We start from the raw sequence: 19,949 nt of genomic DNA, 5'->3' as shown, positions 1-19,949 counted from the left end.
ACTTCACCGCGAGCGGCTTGGCAGCGTCGGGGAGGATGTGCTCCGCGGGCGGCCGACGCCACGGTGTGCGTGCCCGGTCACCGGCATACCGCCGGCATACCGCCGCGCCCTAACGTCTGTTCCCCTCAGATCACTGAAGGGAACTACGGATGCGAGTGGGTTCCGTGGGATGTGTCCTGCTGATGGTGGCAGGGCTGATCTGCTCAGCCGGCTCGGCGTCCGCCGCCGCGTTGCCGGGCAACAGGGCGAACTACGTCGTCTCCTTCGGGTCACTGCAGGAGCAGTCCGGGAGCAACTGGGTCCGCCTGGGCACGTACGCGTTCTCCTCCACGGGCAAGGTGCGCAGCGACACCTGGGCGTGGAGCCAGGGCAAGCCCGCCGCCCGCGTCGGGACGGGCACCGTTCCCAGCGGAAACTGCTCCGGCACGAACACCACCGTGCGGCCCTGCGAGATCAAGACGGCCGGCGGCTTCCTTTCCCCCGCGCCGGAGGTCAGAACCGGATCCTTCTCCCTGCACGCCACCGCCGGACGTCAGTACGTCAACATCACGTGGGACCAGACCACGTGGCGCACCGAGGAGTGGTGGGTCGACACCGCGCCCGACAGCACGTACACCCGTCTGACCTTCAAGTACTCGCGCAGGCTCACACACGGGTACGGGTACGGGAGCAACGCCGGGCTCGCGGTGCGGCGGCCGATGGAGGCGGTACGCGCCCACGACGCGCCGCTGACCATGACGTACGACCGCGCCACCAAGGGCGCCGTCGACCACGTCGACCGGACCTGGGACATGAGCGCGTACATCCGGTGCACGGGAACCACGTGGTGCATGGCGTACAAGACGCAGACGACAACGAACTGCGACTGCCCGGCACCCTACGACAAGGATCACAGCCTGCAGACCTACCTCCAGCAGATCACCGGCAAGGACCGCCGCGACACCCACTGGCACTGGTGCACCTGCCTGGCCAAGGGCAGCCAGTGCCACAAGGGCAACTCCCACGTCTACCCGCTGCTCCAGGTCATCGACGACCAGGGCGGTTGGCGGGGCTGGGTCGGCGTCGAGGCGTCCTTCTACCCGTACACGGACGTGACCGATCCTCGGCGGAACGACATGCTCTCGGTCTTCCGGGTCGCCGAGTGGGTGTGAGGCCTCGGGCCGGGGCCGTGCCGCTGAGACGGCCGGCCCCGGCGCGATCCGGGTGAGGAGCACCACCGCGAAGACCGGGCCTGCTCCAGGCCGGGAACGCATGCATGAGCCGAGCGACTCGCCACCCGCCAGGACGTCTCGGCCATTTCGACAGAGAGGGCTTAACCTGCAGAAACAGATCAAGCGGAGATCAACTCCTGAGCCACTCCACCGGCGCATTTGGAACGCTCCAAATGCGGTGGGAGCGATGAAAGGGCCCCGACATGTCCAACCACTTCACCGGCCTCAGCCTCGGGCCACCCCTCGGCGACCAGCGCCTCGACCTGTGCGACCTGTACGCCTTCACCGCACCCGGCGATCCCAGCAGGACCGCCATCATCCTCAACGCCAATCCCAACGCCGATGCCCTGCACCCCGACGCCGTCTACCGGCTGAACATCGACAACGACGGCGACTACCTGACCGACGTCGCCTTCAGCTGGGTCTTCAGCCCACCGGAGGCCGACGGCTCGCAGACCTACAGCGTCTTCATGGCGACCGGCGCGGAGTCCCGCAAGCCCGAGGCGGCCGGCACCAAGATCGTGTCGGATGCCGCCGTCTCCTTCGGCCCCCAGGCCAACGTGGTCGGCAGCGGCGACTACCAGGTGGCCGCCGGCAGCCGCAGCGACGCCTTCTTCTTCGACTTCGACGGGATCAAGAGCCTGTTCGACACCAGCGGCAAGCGGAACTTCACCGCCCCGCACCTGGGCGGGAAGTCCCCGTGGACCGGCGTCGACTCCAACCTCACGGCCAACGTCTTCTCCATGGCCGTCGAAGTGCCGACCGCGGAGCTGGCGCCCCAGCCCGAGCTGCACATCTGGGGCCGCTGCAGCGTCCTGCGCGACGGCGAGCTCGTCCACGCCGACCGGGCCGGGCACCCGTCGATGAGCAGCTTCTTCAACACCGACGACACCAAGGAGGACTACAACGCCGGCGAGCCGGTCAACGACCGGGACAACTGGACGGACCAGTTCGTCCACCTGCTGGGCCACACCGGCGGCTACTCGCGCGAGGAGGCGATCACCGCGATCAACGAGCACGGCCTCCTGCCGGACGTGCTGCGCTTCGACCCGTCGAAGCCGGCCGTGTACCCGAACGGCCGGACCTTCACCGAAGACGTCATCAACATCCGCGTCGCGTTCCTCACCAAGAACGAGGCCCCGCCCACCGGTCTGCAGCCGCACACCGACACCCTGGACCGGTTCCCGTACCTCGGCGACCCGCACCAGGCAACCGCCTCCTGACCGATCCGGGGAAGCGCGCCCTCGGGCGGCTCCCACGGCCATCCCGACCTGGTCGAGCCCCGGCTCGCCTCTCACCGGCCAGGGTGACGATCAGGTCGCGAGCAGCCTTGGGGGCCTTGCGGCGGTTCCTGGGCACGGTGGTCAGGGACACTCATGCCCGCCACGGCAGACCTCTCGCGTCAACAGCGCGGAGCGACGGCCTGACGTCTGCGAGTATGCGGCAAGGAAGATTTCCCGTTCGAAGGCTCGCCCTGAGCCGCTCCACCAGCAGATGCCTCCGCCGCCCGCCGCCCGCCGCCCGCCGCCCCGCCGCGCCGCCAAGGGAGTTTCATGCCGTTGCTGTCCGTGCACCACCAGCACCACGTCGGCGCGACCGTGTTCACGCTGGCCGGAGAGATCGACCTCGCCGGCGCTCCAGGCCTGCACCACTTCATCGCTCAGGTCCGCCGCCGGCCCACCGACCACCTGATCTTCGACATGGCCGAGGTCACCTTCATGGACAGCATGGGCCTGCGCGTGCTGCTGGACGCCTTCGCCCTCGCCGAGCGGCACGGCGCCGCCGTCCATCTGACCGCCCTGCACGGCGCTCCCGCCCGCCTGCTCGCGATCACCGGGCTGGACCAGCGGTTCCGTCTGCACCCCAGCACCGGCATCGCCCTGGCGGCCGTGGCCGGCCCGACCACGGAGGCGCCGCACCTGCGCGCCCCCGAAGAGGACGGCGAGGGCCTGGAACCCGGCGACCTGCATCACGACGGCCCCGGCGGCTCCAGCGGCGGCCCGATCACGGTGTAGCGCTCCGACCCCGCAAGCCCTATTCTCACCCCTCGTGAAGCCCTCCAAGATCGCGGCACTCGCCTGCGCCCTCATCACCCCCCTGACCGTCACGGCGGCCGCGCACGCCTCGGCATATCCTGTGAAGAACCCCGTGCTCGTCAAGAACGCGTTATACCAGGCCGGGCCGCTGCCCACGACGACCTGCGACGACCTGCCGGCCGAGCCCCTGACGCCCGCCGAGGCCCGCACCTACATCAACGAGGCCCTGCGCTGCCTGGAGAACACGTGGGGACAGCACCTGAAGAAGGCCGGCCTATGAGCCGGTCAAGGTGCAGTACGTGACCAGCCTGCCCAAGAACTACTGCGGGTCCGAGGACGGCGAGACGATCCAGTCGTCCGAGGTGTGGTACTGCGACTGGGACCGCACGCTGTCCTTCAAGATCGGCAAGTACTGGCTTCTCGGGTCAATGACCGGCCTCGATCTCTTCAACACGACCGCCGTCATGTACGGTTACCACGTGCAGAAGCAGGCCGGGCTCTACGACGCGAGTGAGGACCTCAGGGCCGGCAGCAAGGCCGAGCACCTCGAGCAGGGGCGGCGCATGTACCAGCAGGTCGAATGCCTGGGCGCGGCCTTCATGAAGAGCGTCTGGCCGCTGCCGGACAAGACCGCGAGGGACTGGAAGAGGGTCGAGTCGTCCTTCTACCGCGACTCTCCCGAGTACGGCAAGGCCGCCAACATCAAGCGGTGGGTCAAGGCCGGTTTCCGCACCGCCGACCCGGCCTCCTGCAACACCTGGGCGGCCCCCTCGTCCCAGGTCTCCTGACACGACCGGCCGGCCCGCACCCTCGCACGGCTGAGCCGCAGGTGGGAGAGCCCGCTCGGGCGCAGGATCGTCCAGTCGAGATCGCTCGCGCGGACCAGTGCCTCCATCCACCGCATGTGCGTCGTACATCGTCTTGCCCACCACCTGCGTCACATACGGCATCACCGACCCGGACGAAGCGGAGTACGGGGGCGGATCGACCCCGCTCGAACTCACCATCGCGAGCCGGCGCAGCCCGTGGCGCGCCCTGCGCGTGTTCTTCGGCACCTCCAGCAGATCTACGCCGACCGGCTCAAGACCTGGGCCGACTCGCACGGCCTCCCGGTGGAGGCCCAGGGGCCCAAGCCGGAGGAACGCCTCCGGCCAGGGTTCGCCCCGAACGCTCAACGGGACATGTCAGCCCTGGCGGGGGAGCGCCGTACACCACCTCCGTGGACGCAACCCGTTCGGCCCGCAAGGTCGCTACGGACGTGAATCCCTGCTGCTCCAGACCATCGTGTACCTGGAGGAGGCCGTGCCATGGAACCCGGTGGTGACAGGCTGTTCGAGGGAACCGGCCCCTCCGGGGCGCATGCTCGTTGGGGTGTTACAGCAGCCGTTCGCTTCGGAGAGCTGCTTCTTGCCGGACCGTGGTGAGGAAGGCCTGGTGGAGCTGGTCCTGCCGGGTGGCCTCGACGCCTGCGGGATGGGGGCACCGGCGGTTGTCGTGACGCTGGTAGAGGCGCCAGCAGGTGTGGATGCCGTACAGCAGGGTGTCGAGCAGGTCCGGGGCGGGCCGGGTGGGGTTGAGCGAGGTGAGCGGCAGGTGGATGGACTCGGGGCCGGGGCCGGGGCTGGGCCGGCTTCGGGCCGGGTGGCTTGGATGGACTCCTGGGCGGCGGTGATGCGATGGTGAACGTCGAGGATGCCGCGCAGGTGGCCGTCGGCGACGTGCAGGGCGTTGCGGATGAGGGGCATGACCACGTGCCGGGCGTGCGTGCCGGCGTCGATGGCGGCCGGGGTGGGATCGACCTCGGTGAAGAGGGCCTGACCGCCGAACGGATTGTCGTGCAGCAGGCGATCGGCTCGGGAGATCTGCAGGGGTGAGGCATCCTCGCGGCTGAGGGTGACGGCTTGCTGGGCGCGGTCGGACAGGTCGCCACGTTCGGCTTGTTCGATGGCGGCCAGTTCGGCGGCCACCTCGGTGATGACGTACGTGGTGAGCTGGGAGGCGTCGAGCAGGCGCAGGTACGGGCGAGGGCGTGGGTGGCTTGCTCGACCTTGGTGCCGATCGGCTGGTCGATGGGTCGTGGGGTGGAGCTCAGCGTAGCGAGGATCTTTCCGAAGGCGTCGCGTTCGTGCTGCCGGTACCGGCCGAGGCTGTGCGGGCCGTGCCGCTCGGCGGTGGTGGCGGGGTGCGTGTAGGAGCGCCAGCAGAGGTGCGACAGGCGGGTCAGCTCCGCGGCGAGCCGGCGGGTGTTCTGGTGGAGCTGGTCGTGGGTCAGCCGCGCCACGATGGTGGCGCTGGCCATGCCAGAATGCTGGATCGATCGCTCGCATGACGCCTCTTTGAGGTTGTCACGCGCCTCTGAACAGCGCTTTTGCGGGGATATGCGGCCCTAATTCCTTCCCCTGTGCCGGAGGGAGAGGACCGTCAGCTCTGTGCGACGGAGTCTCACCATGGGTGACGCGTCAAATACAGTACGGTCATGGGAAGTCGTGCACCCTGCGTCACTCTGCGGGGCGGCACTGTCGGGCTCCACTACTCGCGATCGGGCGCCCACCACCTCGAACTCGCCTGCGAAGGCGCATGCCTGATCGACCACGACGAACGGCGGCTGCGGCTGTTCTGTCACGGCGGCGGCGATCGGAGTCACCGGCTCGCCGCCCCGGCCCACGCTCGCCCGGACGTGGCCGGGATGGCGGATGCAGTGGGCCCATGACGGCCTTCAGCAGATCCAGGGTGGCAGCCGGCACGCCGCCGACATCACCGCACCATCCCCTCAAGCTCTATAGGCGTGCGAAGCACGGTGCGACGTGCTGGTCACCATGATCTGTCAAGGCCGGACCCCGGCCTGCCTCGTTGATTCGGCCGAATCGGTCGTCGCCGGTGTCCACCTCGACCTCGATGACCGTACCGCCGGCCTCTGGACCACTTCCGTGTTGCGCGGCGTCCTGCGGAACGTTGGACGGGAAGCCGACGTTCCTGATCCGCGACCGGGGCGGCCGGGGCCGGCACGGCAATGCCGGCCGCGCACGAACACCAGGACCGCAAGATCATGCCTAGCCGGCGCCGGCGGCGCTGACCGGAGCCGGCTGGGCGGCGACCGCGTTGGGCAGGAACAGCGCCCCGAGCGTCAGCCCGATCAGCCCCGCGATGATCGGCGCGCCGGTCCACAACTCGGGCACGGCAGGCAGCCCGCCTCCCACGGCCGAGGCGACCCCGAGGTAGAGCGTCCAGGTGGCGAACGCCGACAGCCCCGCGAACGCCCAGTACGCCCCACGCCGCTCACCCGACGGCCGAAGCCCGCGGATCAGCAGATCGCTCACCACCCCGGCGACCACGAACGCCAGCAGGATCGGCGCATCGCGGAAACCCGTCTGGGCCCCCGGCATCAGCGCGATGACGGCGTACATCACGGTGACCGACCCGAACGGCAGCATCCAGCGGCGCAGCAGGAACAGCACCGGGCTGAGCGTGACGACGTTGGTGACGACCATCGAAACGGCCACCCGATCGGCGCCCAACGCCACCGGCCTGGGGCCGGCGCCCGGCGGCGCAGCGGCCGGGCCTTCCCCCATGGACAACGCCTGGACGACGGCCTGGGGGCGGAGCTGCAACGCGCCGCCGTAGGACAGGAACAGTGACACCAGCGTGACGGCGAACGCGAGCCCGAGCAGCGCGGGCAGCAGCCGGCCGAGTCGCGGCGCGGCACCGATGTGGGGCGCGCTCCAGGCCGATCGCAGAGGTGTGGTGATGATGAGCAGCATCGTCACGACGAGGCCGAGGTGGGACGGGCTGAAGAAGATGTCGAGGCTCGTCTCGATGCCCAGGACGGTGTGCCACATCATGTCGGCGAGCCCGAAGGCCGCGAACGCGGGGATCGCCACCAGCCCGGCGAGATAACCGGTCGGCACCGCCGCCAGCCCCTGCCTCCCGGCGCGCACGTTCCGCCATACCTGCCAGCTGATCCAGCCGGAGACCACGACGAACCCGGAGTAGAACACCGCGTGCCACGGAGTGAAGAACGTCTCCAGCTCTGCCAGATTGGCATGCGCCCAGGCGTCGACCATCAGCCCGACCCCGAACCAGATGCCGAGCAGCGCCGTCACGAGATCCGCCCCGGGGGACACCCATCGGCGGGGCTCCGCCGTGTTCGCCATGAAACGCCAGGTGCCGGCGGGGTGCGATGCCACGTCGTGCTTCCTCTCTGTCGGTCAAGCCGATCCATGCGGGCGACCGAAGAGAGGACGCCGGGCAACCTGGCCACCCTCTAACGGTTAGCCAATAGATAGCGGTTAGCTGTAGGAAGTGTCAAAGGCGGTACCGGCCGGCGCCGACGACGATCTCTCGAACCGGCACCTTGGCTCCTGCATGACGTGTGACGCCGTTCGGAGGGGGACGGCGCCACCCCCACCACCCCGATGAAGAAGGACCACCGACATGTCCCGACGTTTGAAGACCACGTTCGCCGCCGCCCTGATGATCGCGTTGGCGGGGCTCACCACACAACCCGCGAGTGCGACGACCACTGGCCGCGGCACCAAACCCCACCATCGTCCTCGTGCACGGCGCCTGGGCCGACGCCTCCGGCTGGAACGGGGTCATCGCCCGGCTCAAGAGTGACGGCTACCCCGTGCTCGCCCCGGCGGTATCACCGGCCCGATCGTCCTGGTGGGCCACTCGTACGGCGGCGCGGTCGTGACCAACGCCGCGGCGGACCCGGACGTCAAGGCCCTGGTCTACGTCTCCGCCTTCATCCCCGACCAGAGCGAGACCGTCTTCGGCCTGGCCACCGAGAACGAAGGCAGCAAGATCAGCCCCGACACGATCAAGACGGTCCCCCTGCCCTCCGGCGACGCCGACGTCTACCTCAGGCCCGAGAACTTCACCGACATCTTCTCGGCCGACCTGCCCCGCTCCACCAGCGCACTGCTCGCCGTCACCCAGCGGCCGGTCACCTACAGCGCGCTGAACGAGCCCTCCGGCACACCGGCCTGGAAGACCGTCCCGTCCTGGGCGCTGGTCTCCCGCGACGACCACGCCATCCCGCTGCAGACGCAGCGCTTCATGACCGCCCGCGCCAAGTCCCGCACCGTCGAGGTCACCGGCTCGCACGCCGCGCTGATCTCCAAGCCCGGCACGGTCGCCTCGCTCGTCGAAACCGCGGCCCGCGCCACCGACTGACCGGGCTCACCCTGGCCGGCCCCTCGTACGGGGGCCGGCCTTTTCGCTGTCATCGGGCGAGCCAGGCCAGGCTGCAGTGGCGGCCCAGGCTGGTCGTCATCGACCCGGCCACGGAAGGGGCCAAGGATGAGCACATCAGCCCGCGGCGGGGAGGGAGTCCTTGCGGTGAGGGGTATTGACAGGGTCCCCCAGCCTGCCGATCGGGTGCCTAACCTGGGCTTATGGACAACCGGGACGAAGTCCGCGCGTTCTTGAAGTCGCGCCGGGACAAGATCACGCCCGAGCAGGCGGGCCTGCCCGCCTACGGGCAGCGGCGGGTGTCCGGGCTGCGCCGCAACGAGGTCGCGATGCTCGCAGGCGTGAGCGTCGAGTACTACACGCGGCTGGAGCGCGGCAATCTCGGCGGGGTCTCCGACAGCGTCCTGGACGCCCTAGCCCAGGCCCTGCGCCTGGACGACACCGAACGCGGCCACCTGTACGCCCTGGCCCGCGCGGCCAACGCCCGCCCTGCGCGGGTGCCACGCCGCCCGGCCAGGACCGCCGTGCGGCCCGGCGTGCTGCGCATCATCGAGGGCCTGCACGACCAGCCGGCGTACGTGCGCAACAACCGCATGGACATCCTGGCGGCCAACCCGCTGGCCCGCGCCCTGCACTTCGAGTGCTTCGAGCAGGAGCCGGCCAACACCTGCCGGTTCGTCTTCCTCGACCCGCGCGCCACGAGGCTGTATCCCGACTGGGAACGCGTGGCCCGTGACGGCGTGGGCGTGCTGCGCGTCGAGGCTGCCAGGAACCCCTACGATCGCGAGCTGTCGAACCTGATCGGAGAGCTGTCCACCCGCAGTGACGCCTTCCGCACCCTGTGGGGCGCGCACGACGTGCACGTCTATACAGGCGGGACCAAGCGGTTCCACCATCCGGTGGTGGGTGAGATGGAGCTGACGCACGAGTCGCTGGACCTGCCCGGCGACGACGGGCTGTCCATCACCGTCTACAGCGCCGATCCCGGCACCCCGGCCGCCGACGCACTGAAGCTGCTCGCCAGCTGGGCGGCCACCCAGCGCCAGGACGCGGCCACCGCACGCGCCGACACCGAACGCTGACCCTGGCGTCGGACGCGAGGGGGGCCCTGCCGTCACCCCTCATGAGCGTGACTGTTCCCGGGCAACCGGCGGTTGGTTTCCTGGATGACGGCGGGCTGAACGACTCCCGCCTGCACGTCTTCGCGGCGCTGCCTGTGCGCGTGCTGTCGCCTTCGGGGCGACCCGGGCGCGCCGCATTCGGAAAGGACCCCTTGTCGTGACTTCCTCTGCTTCCGTTTCGACCACTCAGCCTGGCGCGCCGGTCGCACCGGCCGGCGGTGACGGCGGCGTGGGAGGGCCTGCCGGGAAGGCCCAGCTGCCGCCGGTGGTGTGGCTGCGCCGCGGCGAGGTCGCCTCCGCCATCACCGGCGCCTCCCGGCCCGAGCAGGTGCACGCCAACGCCGCCGCCTCCGGCGTGAAGCTCTCCGACGACCTGCTGTCGGCCGTCGACCAGGCGCTCGGCGACGTCCCCGTCACGGAGCCCACCCTCGCCCCGGCGCCCTGCCCGGCCTCAAGCACCGCTGAACCTGCACCGCGCCGTCGTCCGATGCGGTGACACCAGGCGCCCACGGCCGTCCACGCACCTATGAGCAACCAACAACCAGCAAGGAGAGCTCACCCATGACCGCTCAGATTCCCCAGGTCACCCTGAACAACGGGGTGCGGATGCCGCTGCTCGGTTTCGGCGTCTTCCAGATCCCCGCCGAGCAGACCGAGCGGGCCGTCACCGACGCGCTGGCCGCCGGCTACCGTCTCTTCGACACCGCCACCGCCTACGAGAACGAGGCGGCCGTCGGCCGTGCACTCGCCGCCAGCGGCATCGCCCGCGAGGAACTGTTCATCACCACCAAGCTGTGGATTCAGGACTACGGCCAGGACAGCGCCATGCGCGCCTTCGATCGCTCCCTCGACCGGCTCGGTCTCGACCACCTCGACCTCTATCTGCTCCACCAGCCCTTCGGCGACTACTACGGTGCCTGGCGGGCGCTGGAGGAGCTCAACCGGGCCAGCCGTATCCGGGCGATCGGCGTCAGCAACTTCTACCCCGACCGGCTCGCCGATCTCATCACGCACAACGAGATCGTCCCCGCGGTCAATCAGATCGAGACGCACGTGTTCTTCCAGCGCCCCGACGACCACAAGCTGATGCGCGAGTACGGTGTCCAGCACGAGTCCTGGGGGCCGCTCGCCGAAGGCGGCCAGGGATTCTTCGACAACCCCGCACTCGTCGACATCGCCCGCGCCCACGACAAGTCCGTCGCCCAGATCGCCCTTCGCTGGCTCGTCCAGCGTGAGATCGTCGCGATCCCGAAGTCGGTACGCCCCGAACGCATGGCAGAAAACCTGGACGTGTTCGACTTCCAGCTCACCACCGACGACATGGCACGCATCGCCGCCCTGGACACGGGTCGCAGCCACATCTTCGACCACCACGACCCCGAGAAGGTCACGTGGCTCGGCGGGGTGCGGTTCGACACCTGATGCCGCGCCGCGTCAGTTGACACTCGCACTCTCCCGGCCAGCAGGGGCCGGCCGAGGAGCACGCCGTCGTCCTCGTAAGCGGGGCGCTGACAGCTCCGTCTTGGCGCAGCATTCTGGTCAGAGCCCGTATGCCGGAAGAACCCGCCGATGCTTCCGGCTGATGCGGGGAAGGGCCGGCCCTCGGACGTGGGGAACCCGTTTCGCCCGCACCTGCTCACGATGAACTTCGGCCACGAGGCCTCTGAGCAGGACGCCTTCGCGCAACTCGATGCCTCCCTGGCTGCGGGCGGCAACATGATCGAACCGTCAGCGTGTACAACGGCGGCACGTCGGAGACGATCACGGCCGGCGGCCGGCCGATCGCCCCGTTCGAGGTGACCGACCGCGTGGTGACCATCACCAAGGGGCGGGCCGGGGCCGTCAACGACATGGGGGCGTACCGGCGGCATCCGGACCGGGCGCTCACCAGGTCGCTGCGCCGGCTAGCTCAGCCGACGCGGCGGCACCACCTCGGGCTCGCCCTCGACACCTGTCCATCCCCGTCAGGCTTCGTGGCTGGTTTCGCGATCGCCATCCCTTCCTTCGTGGTGTCCGACGTGGTCACCGAGGTTACGCTCCGGTGGACGAGACGATCAGCAGGTACGTCAAGCTGCCCTACGGCTACCGTCATGCCCGAACTCGCCGCCGCGCGGCCCGGCCGGGGCCGTGGAGAAGCCGCGTCACCCACGTGAGGCCCGGTCGAGGGCGGCCCACACCAGGGACACGCAGGAGGTCTCGCCGAAGCGGCCGATCACCTTGATCCGGCGGCGGGTCTCGCCGAAGGTCTACTCGAGAAGCGCGCAGGTAGGTGGTCAGGCTGTGGCGGTCGGTCAGCAGGCAGCCCTCGCTCGTGATGGCCGCCACCAACATTCCGACCGCGACGCCAGACACGCCGCCGAACAGGCCCACCCCCATGAACAGCGCCCCACCCACCTTGTGTGGCCTGCAACGCTTCGCCGAAGCTCATCGACTTCACCTCGCCTCCACCGTGGGAGGAGACGCTCCGATCGCCCATCGGCGCTTACGACAGCTCCAAGGCCTTGACTGCCCGCCTTGGGGAAGCCCCCGCATCGGGCGTATCGAGCCGTAAGGTCGAAGCATGCGGTGGTACGGATACGTGCTGGCGGCGCTGGCCCCGCTTGCCGTCCCTGCGGTCATATTCGGCCTGGCCACACTGCAGGGGGACGCATCCTGGGACCTGCTCGGTAATCTCGCCCTGACCGGCCTGGCCATCTACACCTTGGCAGGGCTCGCTTGGTTGATCTTCCGGCGTGCACGAGGCGGTGATGAGTCGGGCGGTTCCTCGGGAGCCGACATCGGCGGCGGAAACGGTGGCTGGTAACCCTAGGTGAGGGGGCACACCGGTATGCGGTAGCTCAGCGTGGACGCCGCGGAGAAGGCCAAGCTGGTCGGGTCGCGTACGGGCTGCCCGAACGCGCCCTTGGCCCAGCCTTCCCTGAACCGGGCCGCCGGGCCCGCACCGCCTTCCACGCCGAAGCGCCGGTGTACGAGGCCGTCCAGGCCGTACACGCAGCACGACGGCCGGCGGCGCGCCGCCCAGCGGCCCGTGACCGGCTGAACCGCCTGCACGGGGGCCGACCGGTCAGGCTGGCCGGCGCACGATGTCTTCGTCTTGCAAGGGGCCGATGTCGGCGGGTGGCACGACCGGAGACCGTACGCTCAAACGCATACCCGACAAAGGCGGTAGCGAGAATGTCGGGTGATCCGGGCCGGTGTCGTCTCACGATGGGGGCATGGATGACACGACCTTGAAATCCCGTTTCCTCCGCGACGGCTTCGTGAAGTTGGAGGGTGCCGTCGCGCCGCGCGTGGCCGCGGACTGTGCGCGGCTGCTGTGGCGGGAGACGGGCTGCGACCCGGACGACCCGTCGACGTGGACGCAGCCCGTGCACTGGGTGGCCGGGATGGCGCAGGGACCGTTCGCGGCCGCACCCAATTCCCCGGCCCTGCACCATGCATACGACCTGCTCGTCGGCGCGGGACGCTGGGAGCCGCGCTACTCACTGGGCACGTTCCCGCTGCGCTTCCCCCACGAGGAGGAACCGAACGACGCGGGCTGGCACATCGAGGGGAGCTATCTGCCGGAGGGCGAGAGCTGGTACTTCACGAATCTGCGCTCCCAGGGGCGGGCGCTGCTGATGTTGTTCCTGTTCAGCGAAGTCGGTGAGGAGGACGCCCCGACCCGGATCCGGGTCGGCTCACACCTCGACGTGCCGAAGGTGCTGGAGAAGTACGGGGAGGACGGGGCGAGCGGGCTGACCCTCGCACCCGATCTGGTGGCGGCGTCCGACCACCGGCCGCTCGCCCTCGCCACCGGGTCCCCGGGCGACGTTTTCCTGTGCCATCCGTTCCTGGTGCACGCTGCGCAACCGCACCACGGGGTGCGGCCGCGCTTCATGGCCCAGCCGCCGCTCCTGCCGGCCGCGCCGTACGAACTGGATCGGGCCGACGGCGCGTACTCACTGGTGGAGATCGCGATCCGCCAGGGGCTGGGACGGGACGGGGGCGGCGCTGGATAGAGGTGCTTGCCGACTATCGTCGGCAAGGCGGCCGTGAAGGGGCTGCGGAAGGAGGGCATGCATGCTGGAGCGGCTGAACCAGGCCATGGAGCACATCGAGGGCCATCTCGACCAGGCCGTCGACGTGGAGGAGCTGGCGCGCATCGCGGCCACCTCGGAGCAGCACCTGCGCCGGATGTTCTCCGCGCTGGCGGGCATGCCGCTCGCGGAGTACGTCCGGCGCCGCCGGCTCACCCTGGCGGGCGCCGAAGTCCTCGCGGGGCGTGCAACGCTGCTGGATATCGCGGTGCGCTACGGCTACGGCTCCGGTGAGGCGTTCGCGCGGGCGTTTCGTGCCATGCACGGCATCGGACCAGGCGAGGCCCGGCGTACCGGCGCCGCGCTCACCTCCCAGCCCCGAATGGCCTTCCGCCTCACCATCGAAGGAAGCAGCAGCATGCGGTACCGCGTCGTGGACAAGGCGGACTTCACCGTCGTCGGGTTCAAGGCCCGGGTGCCGCTGGTGCACGCGGGCCCGAACCAGGCAATCATCGACTTTGTCCGTAAGATCGATCCACAGGCCCTGGACCGCCTGGAGAAGCTGTCGGACCAGGAACCGTACGGCGTCGTCGGGGTATGCGACGACGTGGATCCCAGCCGCGCCGAGGGTGATGAGCTCGACTACCACCACGGCGTGATCACCTCCGCGGCCGCTCCGGAAGGCGCGACCACGCTGGCCGTCCCAGCCGGCACCTGGGCGGTCTTCACCACCTCGGGGCCCGCGCCACGGGCCATCCAGGAGCTGTGGCGGGACGTGTTCACCGAGTGGTTCCCGTCGAACCCGTACCGCACCCGCACCGGCCCCGAGATCCTCCGTGTCCGGCTGTCGCCAGAGAAGACCGTGGCCGACGCCGAATTGTGGCTCCCGGTGGAGTCCGAGCACCGCTGAACACAGCGACCTGCCCCGGGGGGTAGACGCCGGCGGTTGACCCTTCACACCAACCGCAGCACTACGTCACACGAGACGAGGCCCCGGCCTTGTCGAGTTCGGGCCGGGTGGTGGCGCGGGTGGAGATCTTCTCGGAGAAGACGCGGGTGACGCCGGCGGCCTGGAGGGCGTCAAGCTGGGTGTCGGCCCGGAACTCCTTGGCTCCGGCGAGCCGCCACTCAGTTGATCGGTGGGTACGGCGGCGCGGTGCCAGGACCTCGGTGACCTTGGCGGCTTCGGCGCCGGGTTTGACGTAGCGCATGGCGGTGCGCGGATTCTTGTGCCGGGTCTTGCCCATGACGAGCTGCAGCGGCACGTTAGCGTCGCCGAGGTGGGTGGCGGCGCTGTGGCGCAGCTGGTGCAGGTCGAGTCCGGCGTAGGTGTCCAGCAGGACGCGGGCGCGGTCGTCGCCGAGGCGTGATCGAACCGGTGGCCGTCCTCCTGCAGGACCTGTCCGAGCAGGACCGGCAAGCCCTCGCCGACCTGATCCACCACTTCTCGCAGCAGGAAACCGACCCTGAGCGGCAGCTCACGGCCTGGGAGGCGCCCGAAACCCTGGGACTTCTGACCTGAGCGCTTCCTGCGCACCAAGGCCCGGCCGGGCACGATGGATGCTCTTGACCTCAAGTAAACTTAAGGTTCTATCGTTCATTGGCATGAGCACAACGAACCTTGCTGACCAGGCGAGCCAGACCGACATTGAAGCGATCAAGCAGGTGGTGGCCGCGGTTGAGCACTCCCAGAGCAACGAACTCCCTGACGAGTTCGTTGCTCTGTTCCGAGCTGACGCGATCTGGACAACGGGCCACGGCAAGCGCCTCTTCGGCCGTGATGCGATCTCGACGTTCACGCACCAGGTGCTTCCCGGAGCGATGCAGGACACCACGGTCATGTTCGAGGTCGAACACGTGCTGTTCATCCGTCCCGACGTCGCGGCCGTGAAGGTGCGCCAGGTCTATCGCAACCCGGACGGGACGGAGGAGGTGGGCACGCCACTGTTCGTCATGGCAAAGGAAGACGGGCAGTGGCGCCTGACCGCCTGCCAGAACACCAGCGTGCTCAGCAGCGACTGACCGCATTCGACCGCGACACGCCTTCAGCAACAAGACGCACCCAAGCCGCCAACCCGCAGATCAAGACCCAAGCACGTCCGGCGGGGTCTTTTCACGCGGCTGATGGACCAGTGGCTCTTCTTTGAGCTCGGGTCGAGACCAGGCCCGCATGGGCCTCGACCTGCGGTCAGCTTGCCCTACGTGAAAGAAGAGATCATCGGCCTCTGACCTGCTGGAAGGGTCCTGCAACCCTAGATGACTGATGCGGCGAGCGTGACGTGCCCACCGCGAAGGGCGGTGATCTTTGGTGCGGCAGTCATGCCGGCCGCCGGGCGGCGGCCACTGTGCCAACCTGGGTGATGTACCGGATGACGTGCCGGAGTCGCGCAGCGTCCCGGCGAGGGGTTCTCCTGGTCGACGTGCCGCCGTGATCGCTCATGTACGGGATATGGACCGTTATCACGTACCTGGTGTGCGGGCTCTCTTCAGCAGTATCGGCCCACAGCTCACCGCGAGTCTCGAAGTGCGTCGTCCTTCTGGTGACCGATCAGGCCGGGACGAGGCGCCGACATGAGGTCAGGCTGCCCAGCCGCGCAGCGCGGCGGGGATCGCCGAGCGGAAGGTGGCCTCGGCCGCGCCGGTGTCGAGGGCACCGGCCAGTTCGAGCGTCACCAGACCGTGCAGGGTCACCCACAGGGAGAGCGCGATCGAGGTCGCGTCACCCGAGAGCGCGGCGGCCGATCGAGCGCGGTCTATCGCCTCGATGAGCGGCCTGACGGGATCTGCGGCGCCCACTTCGCCGGACGGGTCGAAGCTCTGCACGCCGCCGAACAACACGGTGTAGAGGTGGCGGTGCTCGCGCCCCCATCGCCGGTACGCGACCGCCAGCGCATAGAGGTCGGCGAGGGGATCATCGGAGGTCGGCACCGCCGACAGCTCCCGGGACAGCCCGGCGACCGCCCTGTTGCGCACTTCGGCGATCAGCCCGTCCTTGCCGTCGAACAGCGAGTAGACCGCGGCGGTCGCGGTGCCGGCTGCGGCGGCCAGGGCGCGGATGGTGATCGACTCCCGTGGGCGGGTGGCGAACATCTCGGTCGCGGACTCGATGAGGCGGTCCCTCACGCTGTCGTCGTTGGTTCTCGGCCTTCCCACGACGACCAGCCTAGCCGAGCTGGTAGCGTTTCCAAACGTCGTTTCAAAACAGCGTTTGGAAACTCATATGTCTCTCCCCGCCGTCATCCGCCTCCTCGGCCGTCTGCTCCTGGCCCTGCTCGCCGTCGTGGGGCTGGCCGGGCTGTTCCTCGCCCTCGTCGTAGCGACGGACGGCGCGCGCTCCGGGCTCGCCGCCTGGCTGACCGCCCTCGCAGTCGGCATCATCGCCGCACTGTGGCGAGGCCGGGGCCGTACCTGGCCGGGCCGGCTGTGGCCCTTCGTCCCAGTGGTCGCCGCCGCCGCGCTCACCGCGTCAGTCTGCGTCCCCACCGTTCCCACGACCCGGCAGTACCCGCCCGGCCTGCCCTTCGTCGCGACGAAACACTGGAGCCTGAGCACGGGAAGCCGGGTCGCCGTCTACCACTATCCCCCCGAAGCCGGCGCCCCCCGCCGTGCCAAGCCGCTCGTCTACCTCCACGGCGGGCCCGTCCGCTCCATCTCCGTGCTCGACCACCGCTTCCTGCGGCTCCTGGCCGGACAGGGCTACGACGTGTACGCCTACGAGCACCCCGGCGGCGGGCGAAGCGACCTGCTGCCCATGCAGCAGTACACGATCTCCAGATCCGTACGCGACCTCGCCGCCTTCATCGACCGCCTGGACAAGGGCCCGGCCGACGTCCTCGGATTCTCCGCGGGCGCGATCGTGCTCACCCGGGCCCTGGCCACCCCGGACACCGCCGCCCGCGTGCACCGGGCGATCATCGCCGAACCCGGCCCCATGGACGGCCCCACCGCACAGATCAGCGGGCAACAAGGGCGGCCGTCCGCGCGTGGCCTCGCCCCGGCCCCGACCGGAGCGCGGGCGACGCACGTCCCCCGGTACGCCGTCGCACTCGGCCTCGTCCAACTCGGGCTCCTGCCGCCCGACACCGGCCTGATCACGCAGGCCGAAGGCGTCAACGCCTTCAAAGCCGCCGACCTCGGCAGCGACACCGCCTCCGCCTACTGCGCGCGCGACGCCGGCCGCATCCCCACCGAGGACACCGCGGAGAACTTCTCCTTCAATGCCGCCGCGAGCCTCCGCATCATGCAGACGATCAAAGACTCACCCTCCATCGCCCCCGGGCTGAGCCGCTCCCGAACCCCCGCGATGCTGATGATCGCCGAATGCTCCTCACAGACACGCCAATGGCAGACCAGCATCCTCGCCGCCGACCCCGCCATCGAGCGAACCCAATACATGCCCGGCGTCGGACACCGCATGTGGAACGGCCTCGACGACAACAACGAGCGCGCCGCCGCCGTCATCACAGCGTTCCTCCAGGGCGAGCCCTCGCCCCTGCCCGATTACCCAACCCGCACCGGCATCTCCGCCTTCCTCCACGACCACAGGTGAGGCCCGCAGCGGGCCGATGCGGTCAGCAGCAGCATGTCGCGGTTGAGCAGGTGCAGCAGTCGGGAGGCGTGGACGGTCTCGTGGGCATCGGGTGGGCCGAAGGTCGCTCCCAGCATGCCCCGAGTGCCGGTCTCCATCAGCGCCATCAGCGTCAGCGTGGGGTAGCCGGCCGGGCCCATTTTGTTACGGAGCTTGCCGAGCCGGCCGCGGTTACGTGCGTGGTCAGGGACTTTCAACGAGCTGCACCCGTCCATGGCGACGGTCCGCCATCGCCGGTATCGAGTCCCCGGTGTCAACGGATTCGCCAGCGGGACCGCGCCGGACCGGCCAGGCCACAGATCAGCTTCTGCCAAACCAAGCGGGCGCCTACCTGTCTGAACTTCGCGGCATCGGGTGGTCGCCTACGAAACGGCTAGAGACATCACCTCATGCACCGCGCCGTTGCGGGAATGGCCGATCCCGCAACGGCTGGACGGCTGGCGATCAGCTGGATGCCGGGCTGAGAATCGCGGTGGCTGTGCGGTGTGCGATCTTCCATCGACCATTCTCGGCCTGGTAGTGGTCGGTCAGTTCGACGATGTGCCCGGCGTTCTCGGCCGGATAGTGAGCGGGGCCCTCGCCGGTAGGGGCCGGGCCGGCATAGGCGATCACGCAGATGGTGGCCTGGGCGGTGGTGTCGGTGATGGTGTGGAAGTGCTGGCTGGTCACCAGGTGGCGGATGGTCAGCTCGGGTCCGGATCGGGCGTTGAGCACGTCGCGGATCTCGGCGTGGCCGCGCAGGCTCCGTCCGTGCACTTCGTACCGGGCGTCGGGGGTGAACAGGTCGAGCAGCGCGTCGTAGGCGTGGCGGTCGTAGTGGTGGAAGAAGGCGTGGTTCAGCCGGGCCAGCGACCAGGCTGTGGCGTCGGCGGGAGTCATGCCGCTTCCTTCGGGGCGGCGGTGTCGGGGCTGGTGCGGGTCTTGAGGATGAAGTCGAACTCGGCCGTCCGGTAGGGGCTCTGGAAGCCGTGCGCGGCGATGTCGGTGGGGTCCTCGTGCAGGACGGTGTCGGCCTGCAGGGCGGGGTGGGCCAGCTTGGGGCCGACGAAGTCGACGGGGATCACCGGGTCTCCGCGGAAGTAGATCTCGCCTCGCCAGGAGGTGACCAGATCGGGGTGGTGGAGTTCGTAGTGGATGTGAGCCGGGCGGTACAGGCTGCGTCCGACGGCCGCGGCGGCTTCGGCGACCCCGTCGACCGCTGCGACGTGGGGCTCGGCGTAGGCGACGGGGCTGATGGTGGTGAAGCGGTAGCGGCCGTCGGCGTCGGTGAGCAGGTGCCCGCGCAGGTTGTAGGTGGGCACGCTGTCGTCGAACACTCCGGAGTAGTTGCCGTTGTTGGCCGCGTGGTAGATGTCCAGCTTGGCGCCGGCGAGCGGCTGGCCGTTGCCGTCGAGGACGCGGCCGGAGGCGATCAGCGGGGTGCCGGGTTCGTCCGGTCGCATCGGCAGGGTGCCGGGGTTGTCGATGCGCGGGGAGCCGGGAACGAAGGTGGGGCTGTCGACGTCGTCGGAGGGCGTGTAGCCGTCCTGGCCACCTTGGAAGAGCTCGCTGTACAGCGGCATGGCCAGGAGTGCCAGCGGGGCACCGGTGGCCGCCTGCATCTGCTGCAGGAGACCGGCGACCGTGTTGAGGTCGTCGAAGGTCAGCCCCTCCTCATCGCGCAGGCGGGCCAGGGCGTCCTTGAACGCCTTGAGAAGACGCACAGCGCGGGGGTTGATCCGAGCCGGGTCGACGTAGGACGGATCGGTGATGGTGGTCATGGCGGTCTGCTCCTCGAAAAG

24 protein-coding genes and 1 pseudogene are annotated in these 19,949 nt (G+C 69.5%); 18 read left to right on the top strand and 7 right to left on the bottom strand.

Annotated elements, in window-relative coordinates:
* Positions 1-149 precede the first annotated feature (149 nt).
* The 6 genes from HD597_RS35010 (at position 150) to HD597_RS34985 (ending at position 5,121) form a co-directional block, all read left to right on the top strand.
* The gene (locus HD597_RS35010; protein WP_253747632.1) at positions 150-1,151 is read left to right on the top strand and encodes a hypothetical protein; all 1,002 of its coding nucleotides are present in this window, start codon (positions 150-152) and stop codon (positions 1,149-1,151) included.
* Positions 1,152-1,414: 263 nt separating this feature from the next.
* Complete coding sequence (locus tag HD597_RS35005; protein WP_253747630.1) at positions 1,415-2,434, top strand: DUF4331 family protein; 1,020 nt, start codon at positions 1,415-1,417, stop codon at positions 2,432-2,434.
* Positions 2,435-2,764: 330 nt separating this feature from the next.
* Entirely contained in the window at positions 2,765-3,226 is a 462-nt protein-coding gene (locus HD597_RS35000) for an STAS domain-containing protein (RefSeq protein ID WP_253747628.1), read from the top strand.
* Positions 3,227-3,260: 34 nt separating this feature from the next.
* Positions 3,261-3,527, top strand: a complete 267-nt coding sequence (locus HD597_RS34995; RefSeq protein WP_253747626.1) for a hypothetical protein — start codon at positions 3,261-3,263, stop codon at positions 3,525-3,527.
* Between the two features lie 19 nt (positions 3,528-3,546).
* Positions 3,547-4,035 carry a neutral zinc metallopeptidase gene (locus tag HD597_RS34990; RefSeq protein WP_253747624.1) on the top strand — a complete coding sequence of 163 codons (489 nt, stop codon included), beginning with the start codon at positions 3,547-3,549 and terminating at the stop codon, positions 4,033-4,035.
* A gap of 888 nt (positions 4,036-4,923) precedes the next feature.
* The gene (locus tag HD597_RS34985; RefSeq protein WP_253747621.1) at positions 4,924-5,121 is read left to right on the top strand and encodes a hypothetical protein; all 198 of its coding nucleotides are present in this window, start codon (positions 4,924-4,926) and stop codon (positions 5,119-5,121) included.
* A 1,176-nt stretch (positions 5,122-6,297) separates the two neighbouring features.
* On the opposite strand, the gene HD597_RS34980 is transcribed toward HD597_RS34985, so the two are convergent.
* A complete protein-coding gene (locus HD597_RS34980) occupies positions 6,298-7,431 on the bottom strand; it encodes a hypothetical protein (protein WP_253747619.1) in 1,134 nt (377 codons plus the stop codon).
* A gap of 323 nt (positions 7,432-7,754) precedes the next feature.
* Between HD597_RS34980 and HD597_RS34975 the strand changes: the two genes are divergently transcribed.
* From HD597_RS34975 to HD597_RS34950, 6 genes are all read left to right on the top strand, one after another.
* Entirely contained in the window at positions 7,755-7,940 is a 186-nt protein-coding gene (locus HD597_RS34975) for an esterase/lipase family protein (protein WP_253747617.1), read from the top strand.
* The gene (locus tag HD597_RS34970) at positions 7,910-8,422 is read left to right on the top strand and encodes an alpha/beta hydrolase (protein WP_253747615.1); all 513 of its coding nucleotides are present in this window, start codon (positions 7,910-7,912) and stop codon (positions 8,420-8,422) included. Before HD597_RS34975 ends, HD597_RS34970 begins: the two co-directional genes overlap by 31 nt.
* A gap of 221 nt (positions 8,423-8,643) precedes the next feature.
* Positions 8,644-9,522, top strand: a complete 879-nt coding sequence (locus HD597_RS34965; RefSeq protein WP_253747613.1) for a helix-turn-helix transcriptional regulator — start codon at positions 8,644-8,646, stop codon at positions 9,520-9,522.
* 268 nt (positions 9,523-9,790) lie between these two features.
* A complete protein-coding gene (locus HD597_RS34960) occupies positions 9,791-10,057 on the top strand; it encodes a hypothetical protein (RefSeq protein WP_253747611.1) in 267 nt (88 codons plus the stop codon).
* A 65-nt stretch (positions 10,058-10,122) separates the two neighbouring features.
* On the top strand, positions 10,123-10,983 hold the full coding sequence (locus HD597_RS34955; RefSeq protein WP_253747609.1) for an aldo/keto reductase: 861 nt from the start codon (positions 10,123-10,125) through the stop codon (positions 10,981-10,983).
* 311 nt (positions 10,984-11,294) lie between these two features.
* Entirely contained in the window at positions 11,295-11,714 is a 420-nt protein-coding gene (locus tag HD597_RS34950) for a hypothetical protein (RefSeq protein ID WP_253747607.1), read from the top strand.
* Here HD597_RS34950 and HD597_RS67280 read toward each other — a convergent pair.
* Positions 11,706-11,862: pseudogene (locus HD597_RS67280) on the bottom strand (IS256 family transposase); the annotation flags it as partial. The gene HD597_RS34950 and the pseudogene HD597_RS67280 sit on opposite strands and share 9 nt — an antisense overlap.
* A gap of 259 nt (positions 11,863-12,121) precedes the next feature.
* Here HD597_RS67280 and HD597_RS34945 point away from each other — a divergent pair.
* Positions 12,122-12,364, top strand: coding sequence for a hypothetical protein (locus HD597_RS34945; protein WP_253747606.1), 243 nt, complete (start codon positions 12,122-12,124; stop codon positions 12,362-12,364).
* A 2-nt stretch (positions 12,365-12,366) separates the two neighbouring features.
* Here the strand turns inward: HD597_RS34945 and HD597_RS34940 are convergent, their stop codons facing one another.
* Positions 12,367-12,612 (bottom strand): hypothetical protein, encoded by a 246-nt coding sequence (locus tag HD597_RS34940; protein ID WP_253747603.1) that lies wholly within the window; start codon positions 12,610-12,612, stop codon positions 12,367-12,369.
* Between the two features lie 164 nt (positions 12,613-12,776).
* On the opposite strand from HD597_RS34940, the gene HD597_RS34935 reads away from it, so the two are divergent.
* Positions 12,777-13,562, top strand: a complete 786-nt coding sequence (locus HD597_RS34935) for a phytanoyl-CoA dioxygenase family protein (protein WP_253747600.1) — start codon at positions 12,777-12,779, stop codon at positions 13,560-13,562.
* Between the two features lie 61 nt (positions 13,563-13,623).
* Entirely contained in the window at positions 13,624-14,490 is an 867-nt protein-coding gene (locus HD597_RS34930) for an AraC family transcriptional regulator (protein WP_253747598.1), read from the top strand.
* Between the two features lie 61 nt (positions 14,491-14,551).
* On the opposite strand, the gene HD597_RS34925 is transcribed toward HD597_RS34930, so the two are convergent.
* A complete protein-coding gene (locus HD597_RS34925; RefSeq protein WP_253747596.1) occupies positions 14,552-14,845 on the bottom strand; it encodes a recombinase family protein in 294 nt (97 codons plus the stop codon).
* A gap of 101 nt (positions 14,846-14,946) precedes the next feature.
* Here HD597_RS34925 and HD597_RS34920 point away from each other — a divergent pair, with 101 nt between their 5' ends.
* Together HD597_RS34920 and HD597_RS34915 are read left to right on the top strand one after the other, a co-directional pair.
* A complete protein-coding gene (locus HD597_RS34920; protein WP_253747594.1) occupies positions 14,947-15,102 on the top strand; it encodes a hypothetical protein in 156 nt (51 codons plus the stop codon).
* Between the two features lie 83 nt (positions 15,103-15,185).
* Positions 15,186-15,602: an SgcJ/EcaC family oxidoreductase gene (locus HD597_RS34915; protein WP_253747592.1), complete on the top strand. Its 417-nt coding sequence runs from the start codon at positions 15,186-15,188 to the stop codon at positions 15,600-15,602.
* Between the two features lie 555 nt (positions 15,603-16,157).
* Here HD597_RS34915 and HD597_RS34910 read toward each other — a convergent pair.
* Entirely contained in the window at positions 16,158-16,733 is a 576-nt protein-coding gene (locus HD597_RS34910; RefSeq protein WP_253747590.1) for a TetR/AcrR family transcriptional regulator, read from the bottom strand.
* 67 nt (positions 16,734-16,800) lie between these two features.
* On the opposite strand from HD597_RS34910, the gene HD597_RS34905 reads away from it, so the two are divergent.
* A complete protein-coding gene (locus HD597_RS34905) occupies positions 16,801-18,129 on the top strand; it encodes an alpha/beta hydrolase (RefSeq protein WP_253747588.1) in 1,329 nt (442 codons plus the stop codon).
* Positions 18,130-18,612: 483 nt separating this feature from the next.
* Here the strand turns inward: HD597_RS34905 and HD597_RS34900 are convergent, their stop codons facing one another.
* The gene (locus tag HD597_RS34900) at positions 18,613-19,047 is read right to left on the bottom strand and encodes a nuclear transport factor 2 family protein (protein ID WP_253747586.1); all 435 of its coding nucleotides are present in this window, start codon (positions 19,045-19,047) and stop codon (positions 18,613-18,615) included.
* Positions 19,044-19,928 carry a dioxygenase family protein gene (locus HD597_RS34895; RefSeq protein WP_253747584.1) on the bottom strand — a complete coding sequence of 295 codons (885 nt, stop codon included), beginning with the start codon at positions 19,926-19,928 and terminating at the stop codon, positions 19,044-19,046. The genes HD597_RS34900 and HD597_RS34895 overlap by 4 nt, the downstream gene beginning before the upstream one ends.
* Positions 19,929-19,949 lie beyond the last annotated feature (21 nt).

This window comes from Nonomuraea thailandensis, assembly GCF_024172165.1.
Taxonomy (GTDB): Bacteria; Actinomycetota; Actinomycetes; order Streptosporangiales; family Streptosporangiaceae; genus Nonomuraea; species Nonomuraea thailandensis.
Note: the sequence above shows the minus strand (reverse complement) of the source record. Positions and strands in the feature narration are given on the sequence as shown.